The sequence below is a fragment of the Actinomadura meyerae genome (assembly GCF_900188445.1).
In the GTDB taxonomy this organism is placed as follows: Bacteria; Actinomycetota; Actinomycetes; order Streptosporangiales; family Streptosporangiaceae; genus Spirillospora; species Spirillospora meyerae.
In genome coordinates this window covers 75,706-94,862 of sequence record NZ_FZOR01000003.1, presented here as the reverse complement: position 1 = coordinate 94,862, position 19,157 = coordinate 75,706, and the positions used below count along the sequence as shown (strand labels likewise).

Here is a 19,157-nt window from a genome sequence, read left to right as displayed (position 1 = left end):
GCGACCGCCCGGAGGACCCCAGTGGCCGACACGCGAACCCAGGACATCCTCGACCCCGAGCTGGCCTGCCCGGTGACGCCCGTCATCGACATCGTGTTCAGCCGCTGGACGACCCCGATCCTGTGGACGCTCCACGAGTACGGCCGGCAGCGGTTCGTCGAGCTGCAGCGCCGCATCGCCTCGATCACTCCCAAGGTGCTGACGCAGCGGCTCCGCCAGCTCGAGCGCGACGGGCTGGTCGTCCGGACCTACCATCCCGAGGTCCCGCCGCGGGTCGAGTACGAGATCAGCGAGCTGGGCCGCAGCCTCGCGCCGCTGTTCGCGTCGCTGACCGAGTGGTCCGCCGAGAACCTGGAGAAGGTGGAGCGGGCGCGCCGCGCCTACGACGCGGGGGAGACCTGAGCGGGCCGGTGCCCGAGAATGGAGCGGTGATGTCTCCCTCAAGCACCGACACCTCCGGCGGCGGCGCGCCCGTCCGCGAGGTGGTCGTCCTCGGCTCCACCGGTTCGATCGGCACCCAGGCGCTGGACGTGGTCCGCCGCAACCCCGGCAGGTTCCGGGTGGCGGGGCTCGCGGCCGGCGGCGGGCGGGTGGAGCTGCTCGCCGAGCAGGCGCTGGAGTTCCGGCCCGAGATCGTCGCGGTCGCCCGGGCGTCCGCCGCCCAGGACCTCCAGCTCGCGTTCTACGCCGAGGCCAAGCGGCGCGGCTACGCCTCCGGCGAGTTCGCCATCCCGAAGATCGTCGCGGGGCCGGACGCGGTCGCCGAGGTCGCCGCGTGGCGGTGCGACGTGGTGCTGAACGGGGTCACCGGCGCGCTCGGCCTCGCCTCGACGCTCGCCGCGCTGGACGCCGGCCGCACGCTCGCGCTCGCCAACAAGGAGTCGCTCATCATGGGCGGCCCGCTGGTCAAGGAGCGGGCGCGGCCCGGGCAGATCGTCCCGGTCGACTCCGAGCACTCGGCGCTCGCGCAGTGCCTGCGCGGCGGGCGCGCGGACGAGGTGCGGCGGCTCGTGCTGACCGCGAGCGGCGGCCCGTTCCGCGGGCGGAGCCGGGCCGAGCTGGCGGACGTCACGCCCGAGCAGGCGCTGAACCACCCGACGTGGAACATGGGCCCCGTCGTCACCATCAACTCCGCGACCCTGATCAACAAGGGGCTGGAGGTCATCGAGGCGCACCTGCTGTTCGACGTCCCGATGGACCGGATCGAGGTCATGGTGCACCCGCAGTCGGTCATCCACTCGATGGTCGAGTTCACCGACGGCGCCACGCTCGCGCAGGCGAGCCCGCCCGACATGCGGCTGCCGATCGCGCTCGGCGTCGACTGGCCCGACCGCGTCCCGGACGCGGCGCCCGGCCTCGACTGGACGGCGGCGCACACCTGGGAGCTGTTCCCGCTCGACGACGAGGCGTTCCCCGCCGTCGCGCTGGCGCGGCACGCCGGTGAGCTGGGCGGGACCGTGCCGGCCGTTTACAACGCCGCGAACGAGGAATGTGTGGACGCGTTCCGCGCGGGACGGCTCCCGTTCCTCGGGATAGTCGACACGGTCGCGCGGGTAGTGGAGGAGCACGGTTCGGGCACGCCCGGGGACCTGACGCTCGACGACGTCCTCGCGGCCGACGGGTGGGCCCGCGCACGGAGCAGGGAACTGACCGGAACCGACTGACCCGGAGACCCCGGGCACGAGCCCGAGGGGACCCGGATGGCCTTCTTCCTCGGCGCGGCGGCGTTCGTCGTCGCCCTGCTGGCATCGGTGATGCTCCACGAGGGCGGGCACCTGCTCGCCGCCAAGCGGTTCGGGATGAAGGCCACCCAGTACTTCGTCGGGTTCGGGCCGACGCTGTGGTCCACCCGCCGCGGCGAGACCGAGTACGGGGTGAAGGCGATCCCGCTCGGCGGCTTCGTGAAGATCGTCGGCTACACGCCGCTGGAGGAGATCGACGCCGCCGACCGGGACCGCGCCTTCTACCGGCAGCCCGCGGGGCGCCGCGCGATCGTCATCGGGGCGGGCGTCGTCGCCAACTTCGTGTTCGCGTTCGTGCTGCTGTGGGTGATGGCCATGACGATCGGCGAGCCGCGTCCCGGCACGGTGACCAGCACCGTCGACCAGGTGACCTCCTGCGTCCCGGCCACGATGCGGGGCGGCTGCGGCGACGGCCGGCCGCCCTCCCCGGCGGCGCGGGCGGGGCTGCGCGCCGGGGACCGGATCGTCGCGTTCAACGGAGCGCCGGTCTCCGACTGGGACGAACTCACCGCGGCGATCGGCCGGGCGAAGCCCGGGGAGACGGTGAAGGTGACCGTCCGGCGGCCCGGGGCGAGCGGGCCGGTGACGCTGCCGGTCACGCTCGCGGACGTGGGCGGGGAGCCGTTCGTCGGGGTCTCCGCGAAGATCGCGGGCGGCGGCTACGACCGGGCCGGGCCGGTGGACGCGGCGGTGTTCGCCGGGCGCGCCATCGGCCGGACGGTCCAGGGCATCGGCACGGTCGCGGCGGACCTGCCGAGCGCGCTCCCGCGGCTGTTCTCGCCGGAGCGGGAGAGCTCGCCCGGCGGCCAGGTCGGCAGCGTGGTCGGCGCGACCGAGGTGTCCGGCCAGATCTTCTCCTCCGACGACACGGCCCGCGACAAGGTCGCCCTGTTCCTGTCGCTGGTCGTCTCGGTGAACATCTTCCTCGGGGCGCTGAACGTGCTGCCGCTGCTGCCGCTGGACGGCGGGCACCTCGCCGTCGTCGCGTACGAACGGGCCCGGGCCGGAGTCAACCGGGTCCGCGGGCGACCCGATCCCGGCACCGTCGACATGACCCGGCTGCTGCCGCTGACCTATCTGGCGGTACTGCTGCTGGTGGGGTTCGGGGTGCTGCTGATCCTCGCGGACCTGTTCAACCCGCTGCGGCTACCGGAGTGACCCGAGATGTTCACGAAGGGTAGCCGGACGGGCACACTCTTCGGTACCGGGCGGCGTCATGTCCGCCGCCCGGGGCGCTTAGGCTTTGTACGGGGCCGCAAGTCAGAGGAGAGGGATGAGCGTTTCACTGGGAATGCCTAATGTCCGCGGCGAAGGCGGCGGTCCGGGGGCGCAGGGTCCGAGCACGCCCCGCCGCACGTCCCGGCAGATCATGGTCGGGAACGTTCCGGTCGGGGGCGACGCCCCGGTGTCGGTGCAGTCCATGACCACCACCCTCACCGCCGACGTGAACGCCACGCTCCAGCAGATCGCGGAGCTGACCGCGTCCGGGTGCCAGATCGTCCGGGTCGCGGTGCCGTCGCAGGACGACGCCGACGCGCTGCCGGCGATCGCCCGCAAGTCGCCGATCCCCGTCATCGCCGACATCCACTTCCAGCCGAAGTACGTGTTCGCCGCGATCGACGCGGGCTGCGCGGCCGTCCGGGTGAACCCGGGCAACATCAAGAAGTTCGACGACAAGGTCGGCGAGATCGCGCGCGCCGCCTCCGCCGCGGGCGTGCCGATCCGCATCGGCGTGAACGCCGGCTCGCTCGACAAGCGGCTGCTGGAGAAGTACGGCAAGGCCACCCCGGAGGCGCTGGTCGAGTCGGCGCTGTGGGAGTGCTCGCTGTTCGAGGAGCACGGCTTCCGCGACATCAAGATCTCGGTCAAGCACAACGACCCGGTCGTGATGATCGACGCCTACCGGCGGCTGGCCGCGGCCTGCGACTACCCGCTGCACCTCGGGGTGACCGAGGCGGGCCCGGCGTTCCAGGGCACGATCAAGTCGGCGGTGGCGTTCGGCGCGCTGCTGTCGGAGGGGATCGGCGACACGATCCGAGTGTCGCTGTCGGCGCCTCCGGTGGAGGAGGTCAAGGTCGGCACCGCGATCCTGGAGTCGCTCGGGCTGCGCCAGCGCGGCCTGGAGATCGTGTCCTGCCCGTCCTGCGGGCGCGCGCAGGTGGACGTCTACACGCTCGCCGAGCAGGTCACCGCCGGCCTGAAGGACTTCCCCGTCCCGCTGCGCGTCGCGGTGATGGGCTGCGTCGTGAACGGGCCCGGTGAGGCCCGCGAGGCCGACCTCGGCGTGGCGTCCGGCAACGGCAAGGGGCAGATCTTCGTGAAGGGCGAGGTCGTCAAGACCGTTCCCGAGGCGCAGATCGTCGAGACCCTCATCGAGGAGGCCATGCGCATCGCCGACGAGATGGGCATCGAGATCGGCGAGGACGGCTCGGTGACCGGGCCGGGCGCGGAGGTCGTCGTCGGCTGACCCCGCACGACCGCAGTTCAGGGCCCCGGGTGCGAACCCGGGGCCCTTTCGCGTGCGCGGAGACGATCGAGGTTGTCACGGAGTTCCGCTGATCTTGTCACGATTCGGCATCCACTTCCGATGGGCCCTGTCGAGGTCCGCCGCAAAGACGCCACAATCACCTGTCTTTTACCCGTATGTCTGACTCAACCGGAGTCAGCACGATAGGGGGATATGTGAAGAGGATCGTTGTCGTGGCCGCGGTGGCCGGGCTCGGTCTCACCGGTGTGGGCGCCACAAGCGCGCAGGCCGCGGGCCCCTCCGCCGGAACGGCCGGAGCCTTCAACCCCGCCGCGGCGAAGTGGCACGCCTGCCCCGCGGACTTCGTCCAGACGGTGCACGATCTCTACGACGGCCTGTACCCGGTCTCCGAGATCGTCCAGTGCGCCGAGCTCCAGGTGCCGCTCGACTACGCCAGGCCGAACGGCAAGAAGATCACGCTCCAGCTCACGAAGACGCCGCACACCGGCTCGGGCAAGGCCAAGGGCGACATCATCGTCAACCCGGGCGGTCCGGGCGGCGGCGGCGCGCTCTTCGGGCCGCGCGTGTTCGCCCAGAACTCCGCGCCGATGCGCGACGCCTACAACGTCATCGGGTTCGACCCGCGCGGCGTCGGGATGAGCGTCCCGGCGCTCCAGTGCGACCTGACGGCGGCGCAGGCCCCGCGTCCGGACTACGGCACGGGCGACCCGGCGTCGGTCTCGATCTGGCTGGCGAAGTCCAAGAAGTACGCCGAGGACTGCGCGAAGGCCGACAAGATCGGGCTCCTGGACCACGTCAAGACGATCGACTCGGTCAACGACATCGAGTCGATCCGCAAGGCGCTCGGGAACGACAAGATCGACTACTACGGCGCCTCGTACGGCACCTACCTCGGGTCGGCCTACGCCACCGTGTACCCGAAGAAGGTCGACCGGATGGTGCTGGACGGCAACGTCGGCCCGTCGGACGTCTGGTACGACGCCAACCTGAACCAGGACGTCGAGTTCGACATCAACATCGAGTACTACTTCGGCTGGATCGCCAAGTACGACTCGGTGTACCACCTTGGCGCGACGCAGCGTAAGGTCCGCGACTTCTTCTACGACCTGCGCGCCAAGCTCAAGAAGAAGCCGGTCTACTACACCGACCAGGACAGCGGGCAGACCCTCGCCGTCGGGCCGGACGAGCTGACCGACGTCATCCTGAACGCGGGCTACCGCCGCAGCCAGGCCATCTGGCACGGCTACGCCGCCGGGCTCCAGGCCTACAAGGCCGGCGACACCGCCACCTTCGCCGGGACGTTCGGCGCCCCGACGACCGGCGAATCCGACGACAACGGCAACGCGATGTACCTCGCCACCGAGTGCACGGACGTGCAGTGGCCGACGAGCTGGGCCAAGTGGCACCGCGACAACACGCGGATCAACCGCAAGCACCCGTTCGAGACGTGGGGCAACGTCTGGTTCAACGCGTCCTGCCTGTTCTGGAAGGCCAAGGCCGGCACGCCGGTCAACATCGGGCACACCCGGGACCTGCCGGACAACATCCTGATGTTCCAGTCGACCCACGACGCGGCCACCCCGTACAAGGGCGCGCTGGACATGCAGCGCCGGCTCAAGGGCTCGCGCCTGGTCGTCCAGGACGGCGACCGCACGCACTGCATCGTCCACCGCGGCTCCGCCGAGGTGGACGCCTACTTCGACGCGTACTTCCTGCGGGGAGAGCGCCCGGAGAAGCGCACCGTGCACGTCCCGCAGCTCGGTGACCCGGTTCCGCCGTCGCAGGCGTCCGCCCGGACGCTGACCGGCACGGTGGCGCCGAAGGCCGCCCGGCTGCTCGAGGCCGACGTCATCCGCTGACGCCGTCCGCCGGACGCCGGCGGGCCGCCGAGCGGCCCGCCACGCGCCTGAGGGCCCCGGGGAGCGATCCCCGGGGCCCTTCCGCGTCCGGGGCGGGGGCTTCGGGGCGCCGGAGGGCGGGAGGGCGGCAAACGCGCGGCGACATCACGAAGTTCCGATGATCTTGTCACGATTTCGCATCCAGTCGTGCGGCGGTCTGCCGCCATAAGCGACATAACCGCCACAATCGCCACGCAATCCGCATCCGCTACGTATCGGCGCGGCTCCCCCCTCCGGCCCAGTCGGGCGGCCGGACCCGCCGATCTGAGGGGGTCAAGTGAGGAAGATCGTTCTCGTCACGGCCGCGGTGGCCGTGGCGGCGGGCGGCGGCACCGCGGTCGCCGCCGCCGCGAGCGCGGACACCGGCCGGGCCGGCGCCGCCGCGGCCCCGGCCCGGTCCATCGACTGGGGCAAGTGCGAGGTCAGCGGCCCCAGCGACCCGATGAACCAGGCCGAGTGCGCACAGGTCGAGGTCCCCCTCGACCACAGCCGCCCCAACGGGCGCAAGATCTCCATCGCGGTGTCGCGCTTCAAGCACACCGACGAGAAGAACTACCAGGGCGTCCTGTTCGTCAACCCGGGCGGCCCCGGCGGCTCCGGCCTCGCGTACTCGCCCGCGCTCGCCCGCTGGATCGGCGGCACGGGCCACGCGGACGTCGCGGCCAAGTACGACATCATCGGGTTCGACCCCCGCGGCGTCGGCTCCAGCAAGCCGGCGCTGACCTGCGACCCGAACTACTCCGACCCGATCCGCCCGGACTACGTGCCGAGCTCGTGGAAGGAGGAGAAGGCCTGGATCGACAAGTCCAGGAAGTACGCGCAGGACTGCGCCAAGAAGTTCGGCTGGCTGCTGCCGCACATGCGCACCACCGACGCCGCCCGCGACGTCGACGCGATCCGCGCCGCCCTCGGCCAGGAGAAGATCAGCTGGTACGGGTTCTCCTACGGGACCTACTTCGGCGCCACCTACGCCACCCTCTTCCCCAACCGGGTGAAGCGGATGGTGCTGGACGGCAACGTCAACCCGAAGAACATCTGGTACGACTCCCAGCTCGAGCAGGACAAGGCGTTCGAGCACAACATGAAGGCGTGGTGGGCCTGGATCGCCAAGTACGACTCGGTCTACCACCTCGGCAAGACCGGTAAGGCCGTCGAGGCGAAGTACTACGCCGTCCGCGCCGCCGCCAAGAAGGCGCCGATCGGCGGCCAGATGGGCCCCGACGAGCTGGACGACACGGTGCTGTCCGCCGGCTACAACACCGGCTACTACATCCCGTTCGCCGAGGCGCTCTCCGCCTGGGTCAACGACAAGGACGCCTCCGTCCTCCTCGACTGGATGAGCCCCGGCGGCGAGGACAACGGATTCGCCGTCTACAACGCCGTCCAGGCCGCGGACGCCCGCTGGCCGCGCAACTGGAGCAAGTGGCACCACGACGCGGTGAAGCTCCACGAGCAGGGCTACCGCTTCAACACCTGGAGCAACGTCTGGTTCAACGCCCCGGTCGCGTTCTGGCCGTTCAAGGGCGGGCCCGAGTTCCGGCTCAAGGCCGCGAAGAACCTGCCGGGCATGCTGCTCGTCCAGTCCACCGAGGACGGGGCCACGCCGGTCGCGGGCGGGCTGGAGATGCACAAGGTCTTCCCGTCCTCACGCCTGGTGTTCGAGGTCGGCGGCCGGACGCACGCCAACACGCTCAACGGCAACGTGTGCCTGGACGACAAGGTCGCCGCGTACCTCGACACCGGCGCGCTGCCGGCGAGCCGCCGCGGCCCCGACGCCTACTGCGACGCCGTCCCGGCGCTGAACGACCCGGACCCGACGGCCATGGCCCTGAAGGCCGCCCGCACCACCGCGGGCAAGGACCTTCCGGTCGGACGCCCGTAGAGCCCGGAAAGCACGCCGTCCCGTGGCGTGCCCGCCTCCTCGCGGGGGCGGGCACGCCACGGTTCGTTTCGGGACGGGTGCCCCTGCTTACCCCGGAATCGCGCGATCCGGGGTCCCGCGCCGCGCGGCGCCGGGCCGGTAGAAAGCGGGGGTGCTGAACGACGCTGGAAGGAGGGCGGCCGCCCGGACGGCCGCCGCCGCGGTCGCGCTCGGGGCCGCCGCCATGGGAGCGCCCGCGGCAGCCGCGGGCCCCGCGCCGCAGGCCGCGCCCGCGCCGCGCGGCCTCGCCTGGAAGCCGTGCCCGGACAAGGACCCCGTCGAGGGCGGCAAGCTCAAGGGCCTGGAGTGCGCGAGCCTGCGGGTGCCGCTCGACCACGCCCGCCCGGCGGGCGAGAAGATCACGCTCGCGCTGACCAGGGCGCGGCACACCGCGCCCGTGTCGAAGGGCGCCGTGCTGCTGAACCGGGGCGGGCCCGGCGCCCACGGGCGCGACCTGCCCGGCTTCTTCCGGAAGACGCTGCCCGCGAAGGTCGCCGCGTCCTACGACTGGATCGGCTTCGACCCGCGCGGCGTGGGCGCGAGCAAGCCCGCGCTGATCTGCGACCCCCGCTACCAGGACCCGGGCCGCGCGCGGCCCGACACGATCCCCGCCGGCGCGGCCGAGGAGCGCGCCTGGACGATGCGGGCGCGGGCGTTCGCCGCCGACTGCGCCCGCCGGTACCGCGCGGTCCTCCCGCACATGGGGACCGCCGACTGGGCCCGCGACATGGACGCGATCCGGCGCGCCCTCGGCCAGCGGAAGATCAGCTTCTTCGGCTACTCGTACGGCGCCTACCTCGGCGCCGTGTACGCCACGATGTACCCCGGGCGCGTCCGGCGGATGGTCCTCGACAGCGTCCCGCGGCCCAGCGGCGTCTGGTACGAGAACAACCTCGACCAGAACGTGGCGTTCGAGAAGAACATCCGCGCCTACTTCGCCTGGATCGCCCGCCACCACGCGGTCTACGGGCTCGGTGACACCCGGCGCGAGGTCGCGGCCTCCTACGCGAAAGTGCGGGCCGAGCTGAAGGCGAAGCCGATCGACGGGAAGATCGGCCCCGCCGAGCTGGACGACGCCTTCCTCGCCGACGGCTACGGCGTCGTCGCCTGGCCGTCACACGCGCGCGCCCTGTCGGCGTACGCCGTCCGGCACGACCCTGGGCCGCTGCGCAAGGTGTGGCAGCCGCCGACCAAGCTCGACCAGAACAACTACACCGTCTACACCGCCGTCGAGTGCCGCGACGCCGCCTGGCCGCGCGACTGGTCCCGCTGGCACGCCGACAGCGAGCGCCTCTACCGCATCGGCAACCGCTTCGAGACCTGGAGCAACACCTGGTACAACGCGCCCTGCGCGTTCTGGCCGGTGCAGGGCGGCCCGCCGCCGCGGGTGGCGGGTGGCGCGGCACTGCCGCCGATCCTGCTCGTACAGGCGTCGAAGGACGCCGCCACGCCGTACCCGGGCGCGCTGGAGACGCACCGCAGGTTCCCGACGTCCCGGCTCCTCGTGCAGGCCGGCGGGCGCGACCACGGCGTCGCCCTGTCCGGCGGGGACGAGTGCGTCGACCGGGTGGTCGCGGACTACCTCGGCGGCGGCCGGCTGCCCGCGAGCAGGCCGGGGCCCGACGCGAAGTGCCAGGCCCCGGCGCCGCCGGAGCCCGCGCCGGCCAAGAGGCGGCACCGCGCCGGCGAGGCCGCGCCGCCGCGCTGACCCGCACCGGCCCGTCCTGTGCGCAGGCCGCGGCGGTGCGCCGGCACCGGACCGCATAGGCTTGTCCACGTGGAGCTTTCAGTGGTGAGGGCCGAGCGGGGGCCCCTCCCGTCGAGGGACCGGTAGCCATGCGCATGCTGGGCTCGATGCCGGTGCGCGTGCTGGACGACCGGTACCGGGCGGAGGCCCTCGCGATCCTGGACGCCGACCCGGTGTCCAACGTCTTCGTCAGCTCGCGCGTGCACGCCGCGGGCCTCGACCCGCGGCGGCTCGGCGCGCAGATGTGGGGGTACCTGCGCGACGGGCGGCTCGTCTCGCTGTGCTACTCGGGCGCCAACCTGATCCCGGTCGCGGCCGGGCCGGAGGCGATCCGCGCGTTCGCCGAGCGGGCGCGCGCGCAGGGGCGGCGCTGCTCGTCCATCGTCGGGCCGGTCGACGCGGTCGGCGAGCTGTGGGAGATCCTCGCGCCGTACTGGGGGCCGCCCCGGGCCGTGCGCGCGTCCCAGCCGGTGATGGCCACCTCCGACGTCCCGGACGTGCCGCCCGACCCGCACGTCCGGCGCGTCGCGATGGAGGAGTTCGACATCGTCTACCCGGCGTGCGTGGCGATGTTCACCGAGGAGGTCGGCGTCTCGCCCAACGCCGGTGACGGGGGAGTGCTCTACCGCGCCCGCGTCGCCGAGCTGATCCGCGACGGCCGCGCGTTCGCCCGCATCGAGGACGGCCGCGTCATGTTCAAGGCGGAGATCGGCGCCGTCACCCCGCGCGCCTGCCAGGTGCAGGGCGTATGGGTGCCGCCCGACCTGCGCGGCCGGGGCCTGTCGGAGACGGGGATGTCCGCGGTGGTGCGGGAGGCGCTGCGCAGCGTCGCGCCGACCGTGTCGCTGTACGTCAACGACTACAACACGCGCGCGCGGGCGGCCTACCGCCGGGTCGGGTTCGGGGAGCTCGGTTCCTTCATGTCCATCCTGTTCTGAGCTGTGCCCGGCTTGTCGGTGCGTGACTGATCTGCCCCGGTACCTGATTTGATCTTGCGCGGCGGGTAGCATCCCGCCGTGGAGTTCGCCGGGGCACTGCGGCAGGCCGTCCAGGCGAGCGGGCTCACCCTGGAGCGGATCCGCCACCGGCTCGGGCGGCGCGGGCTGACCGTCAGCGTGGCCACGCTCAGCTACTGGCAGCGGGGCCGCAGCAGGCCCCGCTCGCGCGCCGTCGTCGTCGCGCTGGAGGAGGTCCTCCAGGTCCCGCCGGGCACCCTCACCGACCTGCTGGACGATCCGGCGCCCGCCGCCGCGCCGCCGCGCGGACCGGCCGGCCGCACCGGGGCCGTCCCGGGCGGCGCGGGCGACCGGGGACGCAGCGTCCGCGACCTGTGGCCCGATCCCGAGCGCTACGCCTGCCTCGTCGGGCAGCTCGACCGGTCAGGCGACCACCGGCTGGAGCGGCTCAGCATCCACGACGTCTGCCGGCTGGACGAGGTGCGGCGCTCCTGGTCGCTGTCGGTGCGCACCGTGGTGCGCGCGGCGGGCGACGACATCGACCGCATCGTCTGCGTCCACCAGGTCTCCGGCGCCGTGCCCGGCGGCGGGGCGTCCGAGGGCGGCACCGCCGGGGACGCCGCCGGGCTCGCGGCCGTGCGGTACTGCCGGCCGGGCCGGGTCCGCGCCGAGGGCGGCCTGATGGCGTTCGAGCTGGTCTTCGACCGGGTGCTGTCGGCGGGGGACACGGCGGTCGTCGAGTACGAGCTGGGGCCGGCGGCCGAGCCGCCGTCCGACAGCTACGACCGCCGCTTCGCCCATCCCGTCCACGACTACGTGGCGATCATCCAGTTCGACGGCGGGCGGCTGCCCGCCCGCTGCTACGGGTTCACCGCCGAGAGCTCGCAGGCCCCGCGGCGGCGGCTCGGCGAGCTGTGGGTCGGCACGTCCGGCAGCGCCAACATCGCGGTCGGGTCCGTAAGGCGGGGAATAGTCGGCATCGAATGGGAGTGGCAGTAGGGTGTGGACCCCTGGTTGTGACAAGTTGCCTGTTGGCAACGGGGGCCAACCGCTTTACAGTGAGCGCGGAAGTTGCAATTGACGGAGTCAAGGCCGTTGGACGGGGGCCGGCCGGAGCCGATCCGGAGGCCGCAGGTGCAGAGTGTCGCAGAGGACGATCTCCTACAGGTCCTCCAGTACGGGCCGTTCAACGTCGCCCTCCAGGCCGCCATCCAGGCGCGCGGCCTCAGCCTCGACTCGCTGCGGCGCCGCCTGGAGGAGCAGGGCATCGCCGTCAGCCTGTCGACGCTGAGCTACTGGCAGCGCGGCCGGACCAGGCCCGAGCGCGCCGACTCGCTGCGCGCCGTCCGCGGCCTGGAGGTCATCCTCGAACTGCCGCGCCACTCGCTGCTGACGCTGCTGAAGCCCACCACCGAGCGGACCGCGGGGCCGTGGCTGCCGGTCGAGGAGCTGTGCCCGGAGCCGGGCGTCCGGGACCTGCTGGACGAGATCGGCGATCGCGGCGACCGGCTGCTCACCGGGCTCAGCCTGCACGACCAGTACGTCATCGGCCGCCGCCGGGAGCTGCGCGAGGTCCGCTGCCGGGCGGTGTTCCAGGCCCAGCAGCGCGGCGTCGACCGGTGGATCGCGGTGTACCACCACCCGCAGGGAATCCTGCCGTCGTCGCGGACCGTGCGCGGCTGCCGGTTCGGCCGCGTCCGGATGGACGAGGCGAGCGGCCTCATCGCCGCCGAGCTGCTGTTCGACCGGGCGCTCGGCCGCGGCGAGACCTACCTGCTGGAGTACGGCTTCGGGTTCGACGAGACCGGCCCGCCCATCACCGAGGAGGGCCGGGGCTTCCGCACCCCGCAGCACGAGTTCCTGATCGAGGTGCGGTTCCACCCGGCCGCGCTGCCCGCCCGCTGCCACCGGACCTGGCGGCCCGACGGCCACACCGCGCTGAAGGACTCCGCCGACCTGCGCCTGTCCAGCTACCACAGCGTCCACTTCATCGAGTTCGGCATGGCCGCCGGCTACCACGGCATCCGCTGGGAGTGGGACTAGAGGACGAGCAGGCGCAGCAGCCGGTCCAGCTCGGCGGCCGGGTCGGCGGTGAGCCCGGCGTGCACCGGCCCCGGCTGGACGATCGTGCTGCGCGGCGCCGTCAGCCACCGGAACCGCCGGCCGGGAGGCTCCGCCGCGGCCTGCCCGGCGCACTCGCCGCCGCGGCACACGGCGTCCACGCCCCGCAGCGCGGCGCGCACGCCCGCCAGGTCGAGCGAGGGGTCCAGGGCGCGCAGGCGGCGCTCGTCGAGATGCGTCCGGCAGCCGAGGTAGTCGAGCGCCCGGCTGTACACGACGACGCCCACGTTCATCGACTCGCCGCGCTCGACGCGCGGGACGACCCGCAGCGCCGCGTACTCGAACACCGTCGGCTCGTCCGCCGTCCTGATGTTCCCCGCGGAGGTGTTTCCCGCGGCGCTGTTCCGCACGGGCGCTTCCCGCGGGGGGCGCTCGCCCGTGCCTTCCCGGTCCGCGTCGCTCATGCCGGGCCACCGAGCCAGCCGGGGCGGTTCTCCCCCCGCCGCGCCGAGGTGTGCGGCGCGCGGCCGCTGACGTCGAGGTCGGGCAGCCAGTCGCGCGGCTTCCCGGCGCGCGGCAGCAGGATCCCGGCGTAGGCGTCGCGGAGCGCCTCCGGCCCGGCGAAGCCGGGCTCGCCCTCCAGCCACCGGTCGGGCACCAGCGCGATCACCTCGCGCAGCAGGTCCTCGGTGATCTTCGGGGCGAGCTCGGCCTCGGCCGCCGCCAGCCGGGACGCGTACGGGGTGAGGACGTGGTCGTCGACGTCGTACGGCCCCGCGAACAGCCGGGCCGCGTTCGCCCACGCGTGGTGGAAGATCAGGCTCGCGCCGTGGTCGATGAGCCACACGTCGCCGTGCCAGACGAGCATGTTCGGGTTGCGCCAGCTGCGGTCGACGTTGCCGATGAAGGCGTCGAACCACAGCACCCGGGACGCGAAGCCGGGGTCGGGGCTCCAGCCGAGCGGGTCGAAGCCGAGCGACCCGGGCAGGAAGTCCACGCCGAGGTTCCAGCCGGGGCTCGCCTTGAGGAGGTCCTGGACGTCGGGGTCGGGCTCGTGCCGGCCGATCGCCGGGTCCAGGTCGATGAGCACCTGATCGGGCACCCGCAGGCCGAGCCGGCGGGCCAGCTCGCCCGCGATCACCTCGGCGATCAGCGCCTTGCGGCCCTGGCCCGCGCCGTGGAACTTCATGACGTAGGTGCCGAGGTCGTCCGCCTCGACGACGCCCGGCAGGGAGCCGCCCTCGCGGAGCGGCGTCACGTATCGGATGGCCGTCACATGTGGCAACACGTCGCAACGCTATCGGCTGGGGGTCCGCGCGGGATAATCCATTACATGGGCGTTGAGCTGCTGGACCTGTCCGTGCCGATCACCACGGGCATGCCGGTCTACCCGGGGGACCCCGAGGTGGAGGCGGCCCCGGCACTGACCGCGGCCCGCGACGGCGTGAACGTCCTGCGCCTGCACATGGGGTCGCAGACCGGCACGCACGTCGACGCCCCGTTCCATGTCGACGACGCCCTGCCCCGCCTGGACGAGCTGCCGCTGACCCGCTTCACCGGCCCGGCGGTGGTGATGGACGCGCGCGGCCTGCCGCCCCGCGCGCCCATACCTCCGGACGCGCTCCCGCCCGGCCTCCGGCCCGGCGACGTCCTGGTCATCGCGACCGGCTGGTCGCAGCACTGGGGCACCGGCGGCTACCTCGCCCACCCGTACCCCGCGCCCGAGACGGCCGAGGCGATCGTCGCCGCGGGCGTCCGCACGGTCGCCGTCGACGCGCTCAGCGTGGACCGCACCCCGCCGCCCGGGGCGGAGGAGTTCTCCCTGGCGGCGCACCGCGTCCTGTGCGGCGCGGGCGCCGTGGTCGCCGAGAACCTCACCGGGCTCGACCGGCTCGTCGCGGCGCAGGACGCGGGCTGCTCCATCGAGGTCTCGCTGTTCCCCATCGCGCTGGCCGACGCCGACGGGGCGCCCGTCCGCGCCGTGGCCCGCGTGGACGACCGGGCCGTCCTCGTCTGAACCCTTCTCTGTAGGGTGCCGGGAAACCGGGAGAGGGGGCCCGCATGAGGCTCGGGGTCACGATGTTCGCCACCGACCGGACGATGGCGCCGCACGAGCTGGCGCGGGCGGCCGAGGAGCGCGGCTTCGCCTCCCTCTACGTCCCCGAGCACACCCACATCCCGGTGGCCCGCGAGACGCCCCCGCCGACCGGGGACGCGACCCTGCCCGAGGAGTACGCGCGGACCCTCGACCCGCTGGTGGCGCTCGCCGCGGCGGCCGTGACGACCGAGCGCATCACGCTCGGCACCGGCATCCTGCTGCCCGCGCAGCGCGACCCGATCGTCACCGCGAAGGCGGTCGCGACGCTCGACCGGCTCGCGGGCGGGCGGCTCGTGCTCGGTGTCGGGTACGGCTGGAACGCCGAGGAGGGCGCCGGCCACGGGGTGCCGTGGAAGCGGCGGCGGGCCGTGGCGCGCGAGCACGTCCTCGCGATGCGGGCCCTGTGGACGGACGAGGAGGCGTCGTTCCGGGGCGAGTTCGTGAGCTTCGAGCCGTCCTGGTCGTGGCCCAAGCCGTCCGGGAGGGTGCCGGTGCTCTTCGGCGGCGCGCCGGGCCCGACGCTGTTCGCGCACATCGCCGAGTACGGGGACGGGTGGCTGCCCATCGGCGGCGCGGGCATCCGCGAGGCGCTGCCCGCCCTCCGCCGCGCCTGCGCGGACGCGGGACGCGGCATGGTGCCCGTAATCCCGTTCGGGACGCTGCCCACCCCGGAGAAGCTCGCCTACTACGGCTCGCTCGGGATCGAGGAGGTCGTGCTGCGCGTCCCGGCCGGCGACCGCGAGGCCGTCCTGCCGGTGCTGGACGGGTACGCCCGCGACTACCTGTGAGCTAGCGGATCATGCGGAAGCAGAAGAAGGTCGGGAAGCGGTAGTACTGCCCCTTCCCCGCCTTCACCGCGCCCAGGATGATGAACGTCCACCCGCCGAACAGCAGCTCCAGGTACGGCACGATCAGCGGGATGAGGAAGGCCGGCGCCTCCATGGCGATCGCCGGCGGCACGCACACCGCCACCACCGCCAGGACATGGATCAGCATGGTGAGCTGCTGGTTCATCGACTGCGCCGCGTGGAACCGGGTGAACGGCGAGGTGTTCTTCTTCACCAGGTAGATGATCAGCGCGGGCAGGAAGCCGATCAGCACGTTCCCGATATAGGCGAAGATCGCCCAGGTCGTCTCCTCGGGCGGCCCCTGCATCGGCACGCCGTACGGGGAGCCCGGCGGGCCGTAGCCCCAGCGCGGGTCGTAGCCGCCCGGAGGCTGCCCGTACGGCGGTGGCTGCTCGTTCGGCGGCTGCTCGTACGGCGGCTGGCCGGGAGGTGGCGGCGGGGGCTGGTCCGTCACGTGCTGTCCTCCGCGCTCTGCGATGCCTCGATGGGAGATACCGCAGGAACCTATCTCAACCGGGCCCGCGGGCGCCGCTGAGCGGGACCCGCGTCCGCGGCGGCCGCCGCCCTCTTCTAGAATTTCGTTCGGCTATGGGGCGGCGGTACGGGGGACCGCCCCGCGAGGAGGGTGGATGAGCGGGATCCCGATGGAGCGGCCGGTACTGGCGGAGGACGAGGCGGCGGCGCTGAGCGGCCTCGCCGCCCGCGTCCGCGCGCTGGCCGAGGCCACCGTCCTGACGAGCGTCGGCACCGCGGAGGCCGCGGCCGTCGCCGCCGAGGTCGAGGCCCTGACCGCGCGGCTGGCCGCCGCGCGCCGGGACGCGCCGCCGTTCGTCCCGTCCGGCGAGCGCCGGATGGACCGGCAGTTCGCCAATCCCGTCAGCGGCGCCCTGAACCCTCTCGCGCCGCCCATCGACCTGACCGTGGACTCCGACGGCATCGTGCGCGGCGAGTTCACCCTCAGCACCGTCTACGAGGGTCCGCCGTCGTACGTGCACGGCGGCGTGTCGGCGATGGTGCTCGACCAGGTCCTCGGCATGGCGGCGGCCGCGTCCGGCACGCCCGGCATGACCGCGACCCTGGAGACCCGCTACCGGCGGCCGACCCCGCTCGGCGTCCCGCTCTCGGTGGAGGCGAAGGCGAGCCGGGTGGAGGGGCGCAAGGTCTACGCGTCCGGGACGATCTGCGGCCCGGACGGCCGGGTCACGGTCGAGGCGACCGCGATGTTCATCATGCCGCAGCGGTTCGTCCCGCACTCCTGACCAGGCCCGCCCGGCGGCGAGGGCCTCCTCAGTCGTCGACCGGGACGGCGACCGAGACCGCCCCGCGCATGTCCAGCCAGACGGTGCCGGGGCCGCGCACCAGGCGCAGGACGACGTGTCCGCATCCCGCGCAGCGGGCCACGATCCCTGGCGCGCGCGAGTAGACGCGCAGCGCGGCGACGGGCCCGGTGCGCCCGCAGTTGGCGCAGCGGCTCTCGGCGGCGGTCAGGTCGACCGCGAAGACCTCCGACAGCGGGCCCGCCATGGCGTTGCCGTCGGTGAAGGCGTCGTCCCGGTCGTCGAGGGCGGTCAGGTCGTCGGCGGTCATGTCATCCTCCGGTGGGGCCGAAGCGTTCGGTCCGGACTCGTTCGGGGGCGTGGCCGAGCATGACCAGGTAGGTGGCGGCCTTCTCGACGAAGGCGGTCGGGCCGCACACGTAGCAGGCCGGCTCGAAGTCGGCGGGCCATCCGTACTGGACGAGGTCGTCCGCGGTGATCCGGCCGGGTCTGCGCGGCTGGCCGTCCGGTGCCGTGCGCGTGTAGAGGAGGGTCACGTCCAGGCCCGGGTCGGCGCGCGCCAGTTCGGCGGCGTACAGCCGGTCGCCGGGGCCGCGCACCGAGTACAGCAGCCGGAACGGGACCCGGCTCCCGGCCTCGCGCCGCGTGCGGATCATGGACATCAGCGGGACGAGCCCGGACCCGCCCGCCACGAGCAGCACCGGCTCGGTCTGCTCGGTCCGCCACACGAACCAGCCGCCGACCGGCCCGCGGAGCTCAGCCAGGTCGCCCGGCGCCATCTCCTCGGCGAGGTACGGCGACACCTCGCCGTCCGCGACCTGCTGCACCGTCAGCTCGACGCGCCCGGCGCCGGACGCGGACGCGATCGAGTAGCTGCGCTCCGTGCTGTAGCCGTCCTCGGCGGTGAGCCGGACGTCCACGTGCTGGCCCGCCAGGTGGCCGGGCCACTCGGGCACGTCGAACACCAGCGTCGCGGCCGTCGCGGTCTCCGCCCGGCGCTCCACCAGTTCCGCGGAGTGCCAGCGCAGCCGCCGTCCTAGTCGCCCTGGTACCGCTGCTCCCGCCATGGGTCTCCGTAGTCGTGGTAGCCGGCGCTCTCCCAGAAGCCGGGTTCGTCCTCAAGGCCGAGCTGGATCCCGCGCACCCACTTCGCCGACTTCCAGAAGTACAGGTGCGGGACGAGGAGCCGGGCCGGGCCGCCGTGTTCCGCGGGCAGTTCCCCGCCGTCGTATTCGTAGGCGATCCACGCCTTGCCGTCGAGCAGGTCCTCCAGCGGAAGATTCGTCGTGTAACCGCCATAGGAGTGGACGAGCGTGAAATCGGCGGCGCTCTCCACGTCCTCGAAGAGGACGTCCAGCGAAACCCCGCGCCATTCTGTGTCGAATTTTGACCATTTGGTGACGCAATGCAGGTCGACGGTGGGCGTCTCGGCGGGCAGCGCCATCAGGTCGTCCCAGCTCCAGCGGTACTCGGTGCCGGTCTCGGTGCTGATGGTGAACTCCCATTCGTCCAGCGGGACGCGCGGGGTCGGACCCGCCGACAGCACCGGGAAATCGGACGTCTCGTACTGGCCGGGCGGCAGTTCGTGGTCCCCGGAGGGGCGCCGTCCGCGGAAACCTCGGGAAATAATGGGCATGGCGTCCTCCTTTCCCGCGCACGGCTCAGTATTCGTAGACCTTCACCATCGGATCGTGGTCGTACCAGGACGCGACGACCGACGAGGTGTGCTCGTCGTCCAGGAAGTCGACGCGGAGCCATCCCTCGGCCTGCGTCACGCGGGTCTCGTAGCCCGGGTTCGGCGTCGCCGAGACGAGCCGCACCCGGTCCTTCTCGACCGACATCGCGGCGCGGCCGCCCCGGGTCGCATAGCTGCGCACGTTGTCGGGCGTCTTCGGCGGGGACTGCGAGGGCTTGCCGGGCGGCGGCGGTTTCGCCGCCTTCGTCGGTGTGGGGGCCGTGTCCGCGCCGTCCGGCGGTTTCGGCCGCGCGGTCGGCGATCCGATCGAGGGCGGCCCCGGCGGCGCCGCCGGGCTGGAGTGGATCACGGGCCCGGCGATCGGCGGCGGCGCCGAGCGTTCCGACACCGCGCCGCGGACGACGTCGCGCACCCCGAGCCACGAT

General features: G+C 73.1%; 20 protein-coding genes. 13 read left to right on the top strand and 7 right to left on the bottom strand.

Annotated features, from left to right (window positions below; all coding sequences use genetic code 11):
• The first annotated feature begins 21 nt into the window (after positions 1–21).
• From CHF16_RS05050 to CHF16_RS05005, 10 genes are all read left to right on the top strand, one after another.
• Positions 22–402: a winged helix-turn-helix transcriptional regulator gene (locus tag CHF16_RS05050; protein ID WP_179271393.1), complete on the top strand. Its 381-nt coding sequence runs from the start codon at positions 22–24 to the stop codon at positions 400–402.
• Between the two features lie 29 nt (positions 403–431).
• Positions 432–1,664, top strand: a complete 1,233-nt coding sequence (gene dxr, locus CHF16_RS05045) for a 1-deoxy-D-xylulose-5-phosphate reductoisomerase (protein WP_089324899.1) — start codon at positions 432–434, stop codon at positions 1,662–1,664.
• A 36-nt stretch (positions 1,665–1,700) separates the two neighbouring features.
• Positions 1,701–2,900: a M50 family metallopeptidase gene (locus tag CHF16_RS05040; protein ID WP_089324714.1), complete on the top strand. Its 1,200-nt coding sequence runs from the start codon at positions 1,701–1,703 to the stop codon at positions 2,898–2,900.
• Between the two features lie 115 nt (positions 2,901–3,015).
• On the top strand, positions 3,016–4,209 hold the full coding sequence (ispG, locus tag CHF16_RS05035; RefSeq protein WP_425427472.1) for a flavodoxin-dependent (E)-4-hydroxy-3-methylbut-2-enyl-diphosphate synthase: 1,194 nt from the start codon (positions 3,016–3,018) through the stop codon (positions 4,207–4,209).
• 215 nt (positions 4,210–4,424) lie between these two features.
• The gene (locus CHF16_RS05030; protein ID WP_179271392.1) at positions 4,425–6,089 is read left to right on the top strand and encodes an alpha/beta hydrolase; all 1,665 of its coding nucleotides are present in this window, start codon (positions 4,425–4,427) and stop codon (positions 6,087–6,089) included.
• A gap of 316 nt (positions 6,090–6,405) precedes the next feature.
• Entirely contained in the window at positions 6,406–8,010 is a 1,605-nt protein-coding gene (locus CHF16_RS05025) for an alpha/beta hydrolase (RefSeq protein WP_245868224.1), read from the top strand.
• 151 nt (positions 8,011–8,161) lie between these two features.
• On the top strand, positions 8,162–9,757 hold the full coding sequence (locus CHF16_RS05020) for an alpha/beta hydrolase (RefSeq protein WP_245868223.1): 1,596 nt from the start codon (positions 8,162–8,164) through the stop codon (positions 9,755–9,757).
• A gap of 134 nt (positions 9,758–9,891) precedes the next feature.
• Positions 9,892–10,734, top strand: coding sequence for a GNAT family N-acetyltransferase (locus CHF16_RS05015; RefSeq protein WP_089324896.1), 843 nt, complete (start codon positions 9,892–9,894; stop codon positions 10,732–10,734).
• A gap of 78 nt (positions 10,735–10,812) precedes the next feature.
• Entirely contained in the window at positions 10,813–11,751 is a 939-nt protein-coding gene (locus tag CHF16_RS05010; RefSeq protein ID WP_089324711.1) for a helix-turn-helix domain-containing protein, read from the top strand.
• Between the two features lie 135 nt (positions 11,752–11,886).
• Positions 11,887–12,795, top strand: a complete 909-nt coding sequence (locus CHF16_RS05005) for a hypothetical protein (RefSeq protein WP_143227878.1) — start codon at positions 11,887–11,889, stop codon at positions 12,793–12,795.
• Here the strand turns inward: CHF16_RS05005 and CHF16_RS41220 are convergent.
• On the bottom strand, positions 12,792–13,277 hold the full coding sequence (locus tag CHF16_RS41220; protein ID WP_089324709.1) for a DUF3037 domain-containing protein: 486 nt from the start codon (positions 13,275–13,277) through the stop codon (positions 12,792–12,794). The two genes, CHF16_RS05005 and CHF16_RS41220, sit on opposite strands and share 4 nt — an antisense overlap.
• Positions 13,274–14,101 (bottom strand): HipA family kinase, encoded by an 828-nt coding sequence (locus CHF16_RS04995; RefSeq protein WP_089324708.1) that lies wholly within the window; start codon positions 14,099–14,101, stop codon positions 13,274–13,276. The genes CHF16_RS41220 and CHF16_RS04995 overlap by 4 nt, the downstream gene beginning before the upstream one ends.
• 45 nt (positions 14,102–14,146) lie before the next feature.
• Between CHF16_RS04995 and CHF16_RS04990 the strand changes: the two genes are divergently transcribed.
• Positions 14,147–14,830 (top strand): cyclase family protein, encoded by a 684-nt coding sequence (locus tag CHF16_RS04990; protein ID WP_089324707.1) that lies wholly within the window; start codon positions 14,147–14,149, stop codon positions 14,828–14,830.
• Between the two features lie 44 nt (positions 14,831–14,874).
• The gene (locus CHF16_RS04985; protein WP_089324706.1) at positions 14,875–15,699 is read left to right on the top strand and encodes a TIGR03619 family F420-dependent LLM class oxidoreductase; all 825 of its coding nucleotides are present in this window, start codon (positions 14,875–14,877) and stop codon (positions 15,697–15,699) included.
• Position 15,700: 1 nt separating this feature from the next.
• Here CHF16_RS04985 and CHF16_RS04980 read toward each other — a convergent pair whose 3' ends face one another.
• Positions 15,701–16,213, bottom strand: coding sequence for a DUF4870 domain-containing protein (locus tag CHF16_RS04980; protein ID WP_089324705.1), 513 nt, complete (start codon positions 16,211–16,213; stop codon positions 15,701–15,703).
• Between the two features lie 175 nt (positions 16,214–16,388).
• Between CHF16_RS04980 and CHF16_RS04975 the strand changes: the two genes are divergently transcribed.
• A complete protein-coding gene (locus CHF16_RS04975; RefSeq protein WP_179271391.1) occupies positions 16,389–17,018 on the top strand; it encodes a PaaI family thioesterase in 630 nt (209 codons plus the stop codon).
• Positions 17,019–17,046: 28 nt separating this feature from the next.
• Here the strand turns inward: CHF16_RS04975 and CHF16_RS04970 are convergent, their stop codons facing one another.
• From CHF16_RS04970 to CHF16_RS04955, 4 genes are read right to left on the bottom strand one after another with little or no spacing between them, the layout of a single operon-like run.
• Positions 17,047–17,346, bottom strand: coding sequence for a DUF6510 family protein (locus CHF16_RS04970; protein ID WP_089324703.1), 300 nt, complete (start codon positions 17,344–17,346; stop codon positions 17,047–17,049).
• A gap of 1 nt (position 17,347) precedes the next feature.
• The gene (locus CHF16_RS04965; protein WP_089324702.1) at positions 17,348–18,103 is read right to left on the bottom strand and encodes a ferredoxin reductase; all 756 of its coding nucleotides are present in this window, start codon (positions 18,101–18,103) and stop codon (positions 17,348–17,350) included.
• Positions 18,073–18,672 (bottom strand): sulfite oxidase-like oxidoreductase, encoded by a 600-nt coding sequence (locus CHF16_RS04960; RefSeq protein WP_089324701.1) that lies wholly within the window; start codon positions 18,670–18,672, stop codon positions 18,073–18,075. The genes CHF16_RS04965 and CHF16_RS04960 overlap by 31 nt, the downstream gene beginning before the upstream one ends.
• Positions 18,673–18,697: 25 nt before the next feature.
• Positions 18,698–19,144, bottom strand: coding sequence for a hypothetical protein (locus CHF16_RS04955; RefSeq protein ID WP_089324700.1), 447 nt, complete (start codon positions 19,142–19,144; stop codon positions 18,698–18,700).
• Positions 19,145–19,157: the final 13 nt, after the last annotated feature.